At 61.4% G+C, this 12,774-nt stretch carries 13 protein-coding genes; 6 read left to right on the top strand and 7 right to left on the bottom strand.

Annotated elements, in window-relative coordinates:
• The first annotated feature begins 9 nt into the window (after positions 1 to 9).
• The gene (locus tag G404_RS20920; protein ID WP_281170251.1) at positions 10 to 141 is read left to right on the top strand and encodes a hypothetical protein; all 132 of its coding nucleotides are present in this window, start codon (positions 10 to 12) and stop codon (positions 139 to 141) included.
• Entirely contained in the window at positions 138 to 641 is a 504-nt protein-coding gene (locus G404_RS18145) for a hypothetical protein (RefSeq protein WP_051280211.1), read from the top strand. The genes G404_RS20920 and G404_RS18145 overlap by 4 nt, the downstream gene beginning before the upstream one ends.
• 421 nt (positions 642 to 1,062) lie before the next feature.
• Here the strand turns inward: G404_RS18145 and G404_RS0104895 are convergent, their stop codons facing one another.
• The gene (locus G404_RS0104895; protein ID WP_028640086.1) at positions 1,063 to 1,653 is read right to left on the bottom strand and encodes a PAS domain-containing protein; all 591 of its coding nucleotides are present in this window, start codon (positions 1,651 to 1,653) and stop codon (positions 1,063 to 1,065) included.
• A gap of 179 nt (positions 1,654 to 1,832) precedes the next feature.
• Between G404_RS0104895 and folE the strand changes: the two genes are divergently transcribed.
• The 3 genes from folE to G404_RS0104910 all read left to right on the top strand — a co-directional run bounded on the left by folE (position 1,833) and on the right by G404_RS0104910 (position 3,964).
• Positions 1,833 to 2,498, top strand: coding sequence for a GTP cyclohydrolase I FolE (folE, locus tag G404_RS0104900; RefSeq protein ID WP_084601033.1), 666 nt, complete (start codon positions 1,833 to 1,835; stop codon positions 2,496 to 2,498).
• 12 nt (positions 2,499 to 2,510) lie between these two features.
• Positions 2,511 to 3,467, top strand: coding sequence for an NAD(P)/FAD-dependent oxidoreductase (locus G404_RS0104905; RefSeq protein ID WP_028640088.1), 957 nt, complete (start codon positions 2,511 to 2,513; stop codon positions 3,465 to 3,467).
• Between the two features lie 98 nt (positions 3,468 to 3,565).
• Positions 3,566 to 3,964, top strand: a complete 399-nt coding sequence (locus G404_RS0104910; protein WP_028640089.1) for a winged helix-turn-helix domain-containing protein — start codon at positions 3,566 to 3,568, stop codon at positions 3,962 to 3,964.
• A 61-nt stretch (positions 3,965 to 4,025) separates the two neighbouring features.
• Here the strand turns inward: G404_RS0104910 and G404_RS18150 are convergent, their stop codons facing one another.
• From G404_RS18150 to G404_RS0104940, 6 genes are all read right to left on the bottom strand, one after another.
• The gene (locus G404_RS18150; protein WP_036520409.1) at positions 4,026 to 5,072 is read right to left on the bottom strand and encodes a winged helix DNA-binding protein; all 1,047 of its coding nucleotides are present in this window, start codon (positions 5,070 to 5,072) and stop codon (positions 4,026 to 4,028) included.
• Positions 5,073 to 5,242: 170 nt separating this feature from the next.
• A complete protein-coding gene (locus tag G404_RS0104920; RefSeq protein ID WP_028640090.1) occupies positions 5,243 to 6,532 on the bottom strand; it encodes an adenylosuccinate synthase in 1,290 nt (429 codons plus the stop codon).
• A 163-nt stretch (positions 6,533 to 6,695) separates the two neighbouring features.
• Positions 6,696 to 7,814 (bottom strand): ATP phosphoribosyltransferase regulatory subunit, encoded by a 1,119-nt coding sequence (locus G404_RS0104925; protein WP_028640091.1) that lies wholly within the window; start codon positions 7,812 to 7,814, stop codon positions 6,696 to 6,698.
• Between the two features lie 54 nt (positions 7,815 to 7,868).
• On the bottom strand, positions 7,869 to 8,690 hold the full coding sequence (locus G404_RS18155; protein WP_156906201.1) for a class I SAM-dependent methyltransferase: 822 nt from the start codon (positions 8,688 to 8,690) through the stop codon (positions 7,869 to 7,871).
• 90 nt (positions 8,691 to 8,780) lie between these two features.
• Positions 8,781 to 9,713, bottom strand: coding sequence for a chloramphenicol hydrolase (gene estDL136, locus G404_RS0104935; protein ID WP_028640092.1), 933 nt, complete (start codon positions 9,711 to 9,713; stop codon positions 8,781 to 8,783).
• Between the two features lie 84 nt (positions 9,714 to 9,797).
• Positions 9,798 to 10,265, bottom strand: coding sequence for an Lrp/AsnC family transcriptional regulator (locus G404_RS0104940; protein WP_028640093.1), 468 nt, complete (start codon positions 10,263 to 10,265; stop codon positions 9,798 to 9,800).
• A gap of 171 nt (positions 10,266 to 10,436) precedes the next feature.
• Here G404_RS0104940 and G404_RS0104945 point away from each other — a divergent pair, with 171 nt between their 5' ends.
• Positions 10,437 to 12,770 carry a transketolase gene (locus G404_RS0104945; protein ID WP_028640094.1) on the top strand — a complete coding sequence of 778 codons (2,334 nt, stop codon included), beginning with the start codon at positions 10,437 to 10,439 and terminating at the stop codon, positions 12,768 to 12,770.
• The last annotated feature ends 4 nt before the right edge of the window (positions 12,771 to 12,774 follow it).

The following is a 12,774-nucleotide window of genomic DNA, read 5'->3' on the forward strand; positions in this document are numbered from 1 at the left end:
GAAAACACCATGAGCATTGATACCGACATCGCAACCGAGGCCAAGACTGCCGAAGCAAGCCTGCTGGCCAAATATGCCGCGTCGTGGCCGTATTGGACGCCTGTGGTGATCCTTGCGGCGATCCTGGGCCATTACGTGTGACCGGCCTGTTATCAACGCTGGTGCCGTCGCCTGTCGGTCTGGCGTTGAAAGCCGCACCTTATGCCGCGCTGGTCGGGGTGTCGCTTCTGGCGTGGCACTTCGACAGCCGCGCTGTGGCCAATGCCGAGGCGGTGCGGGTGCAGGCCCAACAGTTCAAGGACGCACAGGCCGCAGCCACGGTGATCGCGCAACAGGCTTTGGCGCATGAACAGGCCGTCTATCAGCAGAAAGCCACGGAGGCAGACAGTGCATATCAGACACAGCTTGCGGCGGCTCAGTCTGCCGCTGATCGCTATATCGCTTCTCACAGCGTGCAGCCCGCAACCGCTCAAGGTGCTGCCAGCACAGCCGTTGCCAGCGCCCAGGGTGGCAGTCCCGCAGTTCCTGCAAACGTGTCCACCGCTGCCGTCATGGTATCCCCCGACGACGTGCGCGCCTGCACCAGTGCCGCAGACTACGCATTGAAGGCGCATGATTGGGCAAAATCAATAAGTCGGTGACGCGAGAGGCGCAAATGTGGTGCGGGCGGCCGGACTTGAACCGGCACGGGCAATGCCCAACGGATTTTCTTACCACTTCGGCTTTCACCGCCGGTAACCGCTAGCAAGCGCAGTTATCGTTCGTGGTCTGGACTATCCCTTCACCATGCTCCGATCGAGAGTTTAGGTGCTGCCCGTCTAGTCTCTACACCTTCCCCCATCGATACAACGATGGAGGCTTGGCTCGGGATTGCCATGTGAAAGGTTTCCCCGAATTTGAGCAGTTATGCAGCGCCGGTTTCCCCGCGCGCACTCAAGTATCTGTTTTTCCCAAGTCCGCTGCGTCTACCTGTTCCGCCACGCCCGCACACCGTTGGCGCTATACATAAGCGCGGTTGTCAGGCCAAGTGCCCGTCCGAGCGAAATCTTGGTGTCCGATCGATCACAGTCCGGCTTCAATTGCCATGCGAATGGCGTCAGCGCTGGTGCGCACACCCAATGCTTTCAGAACCGCGGCGCGGTGGAGCTTGACCGTGCGCTCGCTCAACTGCAATTCCCATGCGATCTGCTTGTTGAGCTTGCCGGCAGCGATGCATTCAAGAATCTCGCGCTGTCGCTTGGGCAAAGCCTCGACCTTGTCCCGCGCAACAACCGCCCGATTTTTGCGGGTCTCGTCTGCTCCGGCCGAAATTTCGACCTGAGAGCCGAGAAAATATTCAATTTCGCCTTCTGCATCGAAGATCGGCGCCACCATCACCGCGTTGCGGAACGGAGTGCCATCTTTTTTATAGTTGAGGATTTCGACCATGACCGGGACGCGCGCAGCAATCCCTGTGCGCAATTGTTCGCTTAAATCCGCTTCGGTGCCGGGCCCCCGCAAAAACCTGCAGTTGCGACCAATGATCTCGTCCGGGCCATACCCAGTCAAGTCCATGAACGCCTGATTGCAAGCGATTATGGGATTATCTGCCAGTCGCGGATTGCTTACCACAGCCGCCACAAGGCTATTTTCGATCATCGTACCGATTGCCATGCTACCTCTCAACGCTATTGCAGTCCGCCTGCCAACTGCCCTTAGGATCATGTTGCCGCAGCGACAGCCTCAGCCGATCCTTAGCACAACGTCGGATCAGACTTGAAGCTATGGCTACCGCGCTGCCGACGCGCGCGCAATCCGGCGTTGTCAGGCCGGCTGAGAAGGGAAGCATTGCGATGAACTATGTGGCGCTGGATGTCGAGGATATCGACACCGATTGCTGTGCGTTCGATGGCGGCGAACCCTCTTCGCCGATGTCGGAAACACATGGAAAGGCGCCCGTGCCCGCACATGTGCAGGATGCCATTCGCACATTGCTTCGCTGGGCTGGCGACAACCCCGATCGAGAGGGATTGTTGGATACACCTGCACGCGTCGGGCGCGCCTGGCGCGAATATTGCGCAGGCTACGCCGAAGATCCGGGGGTTCATTTGAGCCGCACATTCAGCGAAGTGGCCGGATACGACGAGGTTGTCCTGCTGAAAAACATTCCGTTCCAGTCCCACTGCGAACACCACCTGGCGCCGATCATCGGGATGGCGTCCATCGCTTATCTTCCGCGCAACCGAGTGGTGGGAATTTCGAAGCTTGCGCGGGTTCTTCAGGGGTACGCGCGCCGTCTGCAGATACAGGAACGGCTGACCAGTGAAGTTGCCCAGTGCATCTGGGACAATCTTCAGCCCCACGGAGTCGCCGTCGTGATCGAAGCGCAACACGGCTGCATGACCGGCCGGGGGGTGCTTACGCCAGGCGTGGGAATGATCACCAGCCGGATGCTGGGGTGCTTTCTTGATAACGCGAGCAGTCGCAAGGAAGTGCTTTCTCTGATGGGTCGCGGGTAGGGGCAGCTCAGAGTGCAAAAAATTGCAATCGTCGGAGCGGGGATGGCTGGATTATCCTGCGCCGAAACCCTGCTGCACGCCGGAATTCAGGTCAGCGTATTCGACAAGGGCCGCGGCCCCGGTGGCCGGATGGCCAGCCGAAGGATGGAAACACCTTTGGGCACCACGGTCTTTGACTTTGGCGCGCAGTATTTCACGGTCCGCGATACTGCCTTTGCCGAGCAAGTTCGCCATTGGGAAGCCAATGGAATCGTAAAGCCTTGGCCCCTGGCGCGTCACGACGCCTATGTCGGTGTGCCAGCCATGAACGAAGTTCTTCGCGATTTGGCCCACGGACACAATGTGGCGTTTTCCACATTGGTAAAAGGCGTAACCCGGCATGGTCGCCAATGGCGGCTGGTTTGTGATGGTCACGAACAGGAACTGTACGATGGCGTCGTGCTGGCTTTGCCGGCGGAACAGACTGCCCCGATCCTGACGCTGCATGATTTCGAACTGGCCAAAGCCGCACTGTTTGCACGATCGCAACCCTGCTGGACGGGCATGTTCGTGTTCGACGAAACGCTGCAACACGCAGACGGCATTTTGCGAGACACTGGCGATGTCGCCTGGGCATCGCGCAACAACGCAAAGCCCGGCCGATCGGGCCCGGAAAGCTGGGTCGTGCAGGCGACACCGCAATGGTCGGCCAATCATCTCGAGCTTGCGCCCGAAACCGTGGGACCGCTTCTTTTGGACGCCCTGGCTACAGCAATCGGATCGCCGATTCCCGTGCCGATCGCCCAATCGATCCACCGCTGGCGTTATGCCCTGTCGGCGGGAACAGGCCTGGGCAGCCTGTGGAATGCAAGCATGCAGATCGGCGCGTGCGGGGACTGGCTGATTGGGCCCCGCATAGAATGCGCGTGGCTCTCGGGAAGGCAACTTGCCGAACGTATGGTTTCGGCACCATCGATCGCGGCTGAATAGGCCCCGCCATCCCGGCTCGTAGCGCGGTTAAGCTTGATCTGGTGTCATGCGTTGGCCAAAGATCGTCATATGACAGGATACTGCGCGGAGGCAGCGGCATGCCCTCGATCAAGTTGACGCTGCAAGTGCTGTGTGGCGATGCCATTGCCATGGGTCCCGGCAAGGCGGAGTTGCTGGACCGGATCAGACATACCGGATCGATTGCAGGCGCAGCGCGGGATATGGGCATGAGCTACCGCCGGGCCTGGCAACTTGTCGATGTGATGAACCGTTGCTGGTGCGGGCGCCTGGTTGAAACTGTCCCGGGACGGTCGAGTGGCGGCGCATGCCTGACCCAATTGGGCGAAACAGTCCTGGCCCGATACCGCGCTTTGCAAGCCAGCCTTGATGATTGTGCAGCCACAAACGGCTGGCACGATCTCACGACCTTGATCCGCGAAAAACCTTTGTTGCATCAACCCGAAGCCAACGCCGCCCGACCTGTTGGCGAACGGTAAAGACGGACATTTACCATCACTTTATAAGGGGTCGGCTCGCGTTGGCCTTTGCTTGGATGGTTCACACGAGGCTGGTGGCACTCGTGCCCAATTCCGCGAAATACCGCGCCATGGCGTCTGCAGCCTTGTCGGTAAGGGTGATAAACGCCCGACGACGGTCGGTTTCGTCATCAACCCGCTGCAACAGGCCGGCATCGGTCATTTGACCAATCCACCGCAAAGCCGTCGTGGGCGGCACGCCCGAGGCGATACACAGCGATGTCACCGACACGCGCACATGTTCGACCCGCGCCGCTGTCAGATCGAGCAACATATCCCACGCGGGATCAGCAAACAGGTCGCCTTCAAAAAAGCGCGCGCGCAATTGCCGTTGGCGGATGATCTTGCGCACCAGCCGCGGGTCGGGGAGCGGGGGGCGTGATGCCCTGACCAATCGGTCGCTGCCGACATCGAATTGGGGATCAAGTTTTGCATCGGTCTTCCCGCCAAAACCCGCCGGAGTCTCAAAACGGAATGCACCCGATGCATCGTCAGCCCCATGCGACGACAACAGTTCAAGCTTTTGTGCGATCTGACTGACCTGGTCGGTAAGGCGTAGCAGGCTGAGACGATCTTCTTCCGACAATTCGCGCACGCGGTTGCCCGTTCGCGACAGCACCCTGCCGAGCGCGATCACCCGATCAGCGCGGCTGGGTGTTACCAGAATTTGCGCGTCTGCCTGATCCAGGCATCCAAAGACTTCGTCGAGCGATCCCATTGATGTCGACACAACCAGATGGGCGCCCTGTTCGGATGCACGCTGGTCCAACCGTGATAACGCTGCCAATTCCGCACCGTCGATTACCGGACAATCGACGAGCACCAACTCAGGCAAGGCGGGCGATTCGCCAGGTTCCAGCAAGCGGGCCAGATCGGTCGTCTGCGCAACCCGCAGACCCGCGGCCGCCGCGTCCTCCGCCATTTCGGCACGCAGGTAGCCACGGTCGGCATAGATCGAAACAGCGATGCCAGCGCGTCCGCCCGAGCAGAAGCCCTGCACAGCGCTGCTGCCGGAACCGGCCGCAGACGCATCGCCACCATATTCGAATTGCTGTGCCGCTTGTCCCATGTCCCGTCATATCCTTTCGCACCCGGATGCGAACAAGAGTGGAACAAACGGCAATAAGGTCAACTACGGATAGCTCGAAACTGGATCAAGGCGCGCGTTGAGGCGGGCATCCAGCACCCGGAAAAGGCCCTATTTGCGCCATTTTCCGAGTGCCAAGCACGCCAACGTCCTCAGTCGAGAAACGGATCGCGCACAAGGATGGTGTCGTCGCGCTCGGGCGAAGTCGATACCAGCGCCACCGGCGTTTCAATCAATTCCTGGACGCGCTGGATATATTTGATCGCCTGCGCCGGAAGATCGGCCCACGAGCGCGCGCCCGCGGTTGTACCATGCCAGCCGTCCATTTCTTCGTAGATCGGTTCGACTTCGGCCTGGTCCCCGGCATAGCTCGGAAAATAGTCGAGCACTTTGCCGCGCAGGCGATAGCCGGTGCAGATACGCACCTTTTCAAAGCCATCCAACACATCAAGCTTGGTCAGCGCAATGCCTGTCACGCCCGATATGGCGCAGGATTGGCGGACCAGCACCGCGTCAAACCAACCGCAGCGACGTTTGCGGCCGGTCACCGTGCCGAATTCATGCCCGCGTTCGCCGAGTTTCTGACCGGTCGCATCGGTCAGTTCGGTCGGGAAAGGACCGGATCCGACACGGGTCGTATAAGCCTTGACGATCCCCAGGACAAAGCCGGTGGCCGCAGGGCCAAGGCCGGATCCCGCCGACGCTGTCCCCGACACCGTGTTCGATGACGTGACGAACGGATATGTGCCGTGATCGACGTCGAGCAGCACCCCCTGCGCGCCTTCGAACAGCACGCGAGCCCCGGCCTTGCGCACGGTCTGAAGCCGTTTCCAGACCACTTGCGCAAATTGCAGCACAAACGGCGCAATTTCGCGCAGTTCTGCCACAAGCGCGTCGCGATCGACCGGCGGCTGACCAAATCCGGCACGCAAGGCATCATGATGCGCGCACAGCCGGTCGAGTTGCGAACCCAGCGTATCCAGATGGGCCAGATCACACACCCGGATGGCCCTGCGGCCGACTTTGTCTTCATAGGCGGGTCCGATCCCGCGTCCGGTGGTGCCGATCTTGCCGGTACCGGCAGCCGCCTCGCGCAATCCGTCAAGATCACGGTGCAATGGCAGGATCAGCGGACAATTGTCGGCAAGCGCAAAGTTGTCTGGATTGATTTCCACGCCCTGCGCGGTCAGCTTTTCAACCTCGGCCTTCAGTGCCCAGGGGTCGAGCACCACGCCATTGCCGATGATCGACAACGTGCCGGTCACGATCCCCGATGGCAGCAGGCTGAGCTTGTAGACCTGGTCACCCACCACCAGCGTATGCCCGGCGTTGTGGCCACCCTGAAAGCGCACCACCGCATCGGCACGGCTGGCCAGCCAGTCGACGATCTTGCCTTTGCCCTCATCGCCCCACTGGGCGCCGATCACGGTAACATTTGCCATGGATACACTTTGTCCCCTGCCGGGTGATCCGCAAAACGCCCTTCGACAGGACTCGGCGCAGCGGATGGATCAGGACGGTCGCAAGGCTGCGGCCGTTGAATACGCGGCCGGGCCCTACGGGCAGTCGCAGTGCCAAGTCAAGGCCCGGCTGGGCCCGCTTGGCTCAGACCATGCCGACGCCATCCTTGCCCAACACATGGCTGCACCCCAGGCGTGCGGCACTGTCGGCTTCGGACAATGCCGCAACAGTCCGCATGCCGATCGCACGCAGCCGTGCGGCCGCATCCCGATCATGGCCCAGTGGCAGAAAAACCCGATCCTCGGCCGGTTCGGCACCGGCCAGAACATCGATCAACCCATCGGGAAACAAGGAAAATCCGGTTGCAACCTCACCGCCGCCGGGGCCCGCGATGCGGTAGGTCCCGCCGCGCCCCAGCGCACCGCGCACCCCTTGGGCATACAGCGTAAAGCCAAACCAGGACTGGTATTCGAAGCCGTGCCGCTCGCTGGGGTCGAGCGTCAGCCGCGCCGCCCCGCCCAAGCGCGCGGCGATATCGCGCAAGGCGGCAATTCGCCCGTCCAGCGCCCCACCGGTATCGATTGCGGCCAGCCGCTCGATCGCGTTGTCGAAATCACCCGTGGCATAAAGCAACGGCACATAGTCACCACCGCCTGCATCGACCAGGCCGCCGGCATCCTTGGTGTCCAGTTCGCGCCGTACCCCTTCGATCGCATCTGCGGCCAAAGGCAGAGCCCTGGCCGCCAGCACATCCACCAGGTCGGGCAAGGTGAAATCAACGCTGATCCCGGTTGCACCCGCCGCGTGCAGCGCCTCGATCGCGGTTGCCACGATCTCGCTGGCCGCTGCCACATTGTCCGCACCGATCAGTTCGGCGCCGCATTGCAGCTTTTCGCGCGCAGGGTCGAGCCCGTCACCGCGGATCAGGAGAACCTGCCCGGTGTAACACAGGCGCAGCGGGCGCGGTGCCGTTGCCAGCCGTGATGCCGCGATGCGGCCAATCTGTGGCGTATGGTCGCCACGCAGGATCAGCATGCGCAGGCTTTGCGGATCCACAAACCGGAACGTCCGCCGCGATCGGATGCCCGCCATGCGCGCGCCCAGCGTTTCGTCAAATTCGATCATCGGCGGCAGCACACGATCATAGCCGTGACCATGCAGCACATCGTGGATCGCGCGCATGACGCGTGTCGTGGTCGCCGCTTCACGCGGCAATCGGTCTTCCAACCCTTCGGGCAGCAGGTCGCGGTCGGTGATCGTCATGGCTTGCGCCTTTAGAGCATCGCGCCTGCAAACAGGAACCGGTTTTTTACCCGTTCAACCTTGTCGGGCACCAAGGAACCGTCGCATCAGGCGCCACAGGAATGGATTGGTCCGCACCATCCGCTGGATCAGCGCGCTGCGCTTCAACGGCAGGATGAACCGTGCCAGACCATTGGCCCTGAAGCCGCTTTCCAGATCGATCTTGGTACCGCCCGCCTCAACCAGCCGCGGCTCGGTCATGATTGCTTTTTCAAACACCACCACACTGGTGTAGAAACTGACCGATCGGATCGAACGGGTTGCCTGATCGACCACCAGGCTGCGGCTTTCAGAATTCCAGGCATTCTGTTGATCGCACAGGCGCTTGGCAAATTCGATGAAAGTCCCGCTCTTGCGCAGGCCACCACCATAACGCGGCCAGTACGAGGTGTGGCAATCTTCACAGATATAAACACCGCCAGCTTTGAGCAGCTTGTAAAACAGCACTTCAAACGTCTTGATCTGGTGGCGCGGAATATGGCTGCCGTCATCGATGATGATGTCCGCCTGGCCCACGGCTGCGACAACCTCGTCCAGAAATTTTTCGTCGGACTGGTCGCCGATAAAAATGCGGACATTGTCCGATGCAAATTTCCGGCAACCTTCAAGAATGTCCAGCCCGACAATATCGGCATTCCCACCGAAAAAATCATTCCAGATCAGAAGTGATCCGCCGTGCTGCACACCGATTTCGACAATTACTGGCCGGGTATTTTTAAATTTCCGCAAATATTGATCGTATATTTCAAAATAGTTTGAATGTTTTTGAACCGATCTGTGATCAGGAGTTTTATTGAACGACTGCTCGGTCGATCCCAGCTCTACGATTTCAGTCATAGGCATACATCCAGATTGTTGATCGTTGAAAACAGCAAAAGTTCGACGGTGTATCGAAGATCCCGTAATGCATGATCGCGAAAAATCCGGTCAGGCAAGGGCCGCGTTCAACCGCATCCCGGCAGCATCGATGTAAGGCATGGCATCGGTGACGACCTGGAACATGGAAAAGAACCCGTGGATCATGCCCGGCGCCACGTCCATGTGCACCGCATTGCCCGCCGCCGCCAGCGCTTTGGCATAGGCAACGCCTTCATCGCGCAGCGGATCGTATTGCGCCATGATCACGGTCGCCGGTGGCAGGTTGGACAAATCGGCGGTGCGCAGCACCGTGGCGCCTTCGACATGGGCGTCCGGCATGGCGCCGAGATACTGTTCCCAGAACCATACCATCATCGCGGTCGACAAGAACAGGTCACCCCCACCGTTCTGGGCATACGACGGCAGGTCAAAATCGGTATCGGCAACGGGATAAATCAGCAACTGGTGACGCAAAACCGGGCCACCCCGGTCGCGCAGCCGAATGGCGACAGCAGCCGCCAGATTGCCTCCGGCGCTATCGCCGGCAATCGCCAGCCGGGTGTGATCGATGCCCAGTTCTGCGGCATTGGCGTGGGCCCAGATCAGCGCGTCATGGCAATCGTCCAGCGGCTCCGGAAAACGGGTTTCAGGTGCCAGGCGATAGCCCACTGACAAGACTGCGGCCCCGCTGGCATTGGCCAGCGCACGGCAAACCGGATCATGCGTCTCGATCGTGCCCAGCACCCAGCCACCCCCGTGGCAATAGAGTACCAGCGGCACTTTGCCGCCTGCGCCTGCCGGCAGATAAAGGCGGCCCGGTATGCTGCGCCCGACAAGATCGATGACGATATCGCGCACATGCGCCACGGCGGGAGGCGGGCCAAGCGGCATCGGCCGATTGTTGCGTTCGCGCCAGGCCTCGGCCGTAATCGTCGTCAGATCGATTTGCGGCTGTTGCGCAAGGACATCGAGCAGCGCCGACACTTGCGGATTAAGCGTCATCTTTGTCCTCGTGCTGTCATGGCCCCGATGTGCCCCCCTACGATAACTCTACCGCCCCAGGACCGTTGCGCAAGCAACCTGTGCTCAGATCGGCAGTGCAGTCTTGCAGACGATCGGTCGCAGCGCAAAGCTGGTGGTGACTTCGGCTACGCCTTCGATCCGCGTCAGCTTTTGCCGCAGAAAATCCTCGAACGCGCCCAGTGATTCGACCAACACGCGCAACTGATAATCGGCATCGCCCGACATCAGATAACATTCCATCACCTCGGCAAACCCCGCCACAGCAGCTTCGAACAGCGACAGATGACGGTCGTCCTGCCGGTGCAGACGCACCCGGATGAACGCGGTTACCGGCAACCCCGCCTTGACCGGATCAACCAGCGCAACATAGCGCGCAATCACCCCGCCCGCCTCAAGCTGGCGCAACCGGCGCAGACACGGCGAAGGCGACAGTCCGACCCGTTCCGACAGGGTCTGGTTGGTCATGCGCCCGTCCTCCTGCAGTGCGATCAGGATACGGCGATCGAGCGGATCAAGATCGGAATATGGCATGACTTATCCAAATAGCGGCATGAACATTCATATATTGCGCCGATGATGGCAGATCCTGCCAATTCAGCAAGTGTCAGGGGCTGAATTTGCAAGGACAAGACTGCCCCCCATGCAGTACCATGGCCGCTTGCGATCGACCCGCCCCGGGGCCGCGCCTGCTGGAACCATCCGATGACTGCCACGATGACGCACGACCGCCAGGATCTGATTGCCACGCTCGACCAGATCAATCAGCGCCTGCTGTGGCTGTCGTCGTGGACCATCCACAATGCCAATCATATCCGCGAAAAACGCGACGGACTGAAAGTGGGCGGGCACCAGGCCAGCTGCGCCTCGATGACCGCGATCATGGCGGCGCTCTATTTTCATGCGCTGGGGCCCAACGACAAAGTTTCGGTCAAACCCCACGCGGGGCCGGTGTTGCACGCCATCCATTATCTGCTGGGCAACCAGTCACTCGACAAATTGCAGGCCTATCGCGGCCTGCATGGCGCACAAAGCTATCCCAGCCGCACCAAGGATGCGATCCCGGTCGATTTTTCCACCGGCTCGGTCGGGCTGGGCGTGGCGATCACCGCATTCAGTTCGCTGGTGCAGGATTATCTGATCGCGCATGGCGGCATGCCCGCCAATGCCGCGGGCCGCATGATATCGCTGATGGGCGATGCCGAACTCGATGAAGGCAATATCTACGAATGCCTGATCGAGGGCTACAAGCACGATCTGCGCAATTGCTGGTGGGTGGTCGATTACAACCGCCAGTCGCTTGACGCGACCACCGCCGATCGCATGTTCCGCCGGTTCGATGACATCTTCGAAACCTGCGGGTGGCGCGTGGTCACGCTCAAGCACGGGCGGCTGCAGCGCGACATGTTCACCCGCCCCGGCGGACGCGCCGTCGAACAATGGATCGACACCTGTTCGAATGCCGATTTTGCGGTGCTGACCTATCAGGGGGGTGCCGCCTGGCGCGAACGCCTGATCGCCGACATCGGCAGCAAGCGCGGGGTGCGCGGCCTGATTGACAGCATGGATGACGATACGCTGGCCCGCGTGATGACCAATCTGGGCGGGCACTGCATCGAATCGCTGATCGATGCGTTCGATGCCTGCCAGGATGACCGCCCGACACTGTTCATCGCCTATACCGTCAAAGGCCACGGCCTGCCGCTGGCGGGTCACAAGGACAACCATTCGGGCATGATGAACCCGTCGCAGATGGACCAGTTCCGCGCGCGCCAGGGGATCACCCCCGGACAGGAATGGGACAAGTGGGCCGGGCTTGGCGACAACCAGGCGCGCGCCTTGCAAGGCTTTGTCGCGCAAAGCCCGATCGCCCGCCAGCAGGCCATGGCCGCCGCACCCGCCATACCGGTGCCACCGATGCCGCAGCCCGATGACAGCGATCAATCGACCCAGGCCGCGTTCGGGCGGGTCATGCTCGATCTGGCCAAATCGGGCAGCGAACTGGCAGACCGGCTGGTCACCACTGCACCCGATGTGACCCAGACCACCAATCTGGGCGCGTTCGTCAACCAGCGCGGTCTGTTCCGGCGCCAGGAATGCGACGATGCCTTTTTGCGCGCGCGTATCCCGTCGGCGCAGAAATGGCTTCAGCACGCCGCGGGCCAGCACATCGAACTGGGCATTGCCGAAAACAACTTTTTCCTGCTGCTCACCTCGCTCGGGCTGGCCGGCGCGCATTTCGGCACGCGGCTGCTGCCGGTCGGCACGGTCTATGATCCGTTTATCGCGCGCGGGCTCGATGCGCTGAACTACGGGTGTTATTCGGATGCGCGTTTTCTGCTGGTCGGCACGCCCTCGGGCATCACGCTGGCGGCCGAAGGCGGCGCGCACCAGTCGATCAACACCCCGCTGATCGGCATGGGCCAGCCCGGTCTGGCCAGCTTCGAACCGGCCTTCGCCGACGAAGTCGCGCTGTTGATGGGCCATGCGTTCGACTGGATGCAACGCGACGAAGGGTCATCGGTCTATTTGCGGCTGTCGACCCGCGCGATCGCGCAACAAGTGCGCAGCGACACGGCCTGGCAGGCCGATGCGGTGGCCGGTGCCTACTGGCTGCGCGCGCCTGCGCCGGGGGCGAACGCGGCAATCGTGTTTTCGGGCGTCGTCGCGCCCGAGGCGCTTGAGGCATGGACCGCGCTGGCCGACGATATCCCGGGGATCGGCCTGCTGAACGTCACTTCGCCCGATCTGCTGCATCGCGGCTGGTCGGCGCGACGCGCCGCGCGCTGGACCGGAGGCGCCAGCACCCCCAGCCATATCGAACGCCTGCTGGGCGATCTGGCGCCGCACGCCGGGCTGATCACCGTGCTCGACGGATCACCCGCCGCGCTGTCATGGCTGGGCGGGGTGCGCGGGCAGCGGGTCGTGCCGCTGGGCACCGATCGCTTTGGCCAGACCGGCGACCTGCCCGACCTCTATCGCACCTATCGCCTGGATGCCGACGCGATCATCGATGCCGCAGCGGAATTGTACCTGTAACGCC

It is taken from the genome of Novosphingobium acidiphilum DSM 19966, assembly GCF_000429005.1.
GTDB classification, from domain to species: Bacteria; Pseudomonadota; Alphaproteobacteria; order Sphingomonadales; family Sphingomonadaceae; genus Novosphingobium; species Novosphingobium acidiphilum.

Bases quoted from the DNA above. Each gene is read 5' to 3' on its own strand.
- G404_RS20920 (WP_281170251.1), top strand. From the start codon at position 10: ATGAGCATTGATACCGACATCGCAACCGAGGCCAAGACTGCCGAAGCA.
- G404_RS0104895 (WP_028640086.1), bottom strand. From the start codon at position 1,653: ATGGCAATCGGTACGATGATCGAAAATAGCCTTGTGGCGGCTGTGGTA.
- folE (WP_084601033.1), top strand. From the start codon at position 1,833: ATGAACTATGTGGCGCTGGATGTCGAGGATATCGACACCGATTGCTGT.
- G404_RS0104910 (WP_028640089.1), top strand. From the start codon at position 3,566: ATGCCCTCGATCAAGTTGACGCTGCAAGTGCTGTGTGGCGATGCCATT.
- G404_RS18150 (WP_036520409.1), bottom strand. From the start codon at position 5,072: ATGGGACAAGCGGCACAGCAATTCGAATATGGTGGCGATGCGTCTGCG.
- G404_RS0104920 (WP_028640090.1), bottom strand. From the start codon at position 6,532: ATGGCAAATGTTACCGTGATCGGCGCCCAGTGGGGCGATGAGGGCAAA.
- G404_RS0104925 (WP_028640091.1), bottom strand. From the start codon at position 7,814: ATGACGATCACCGACCGCGACCTGCTGCCCGAAGGGTTGGAAGACCGA.
- G404_RS18155 (WP_156906201.1), bottom strand. From the start codon at position 8,690: ATGACTGAAATCGTAGAGCTGGGATCGACCGAGCAGTCGTTCAATAAA.
- estDL136 (WP_028640092.1), bottom strand. From the start codon at position 9,713: ATGACGCTTAATCCGCAAGTGTCGGCGCTGCTCGATGTCCTTGCGCAA.
- G404_RS0104940 (WP_028640093.1), bottom strand. From the start codon at position 10,265: ATGCCATATTCCGATCTTGATCCGCTCGATCGCCGTATCCTGATCGCA.
- G404_RS0104945 (WP_028640094.1), top strand. From the start codon at position 10,437: ATGACTGCCACGATGACGCACGACCGCCAGGATCTGATTGCCACGCTC.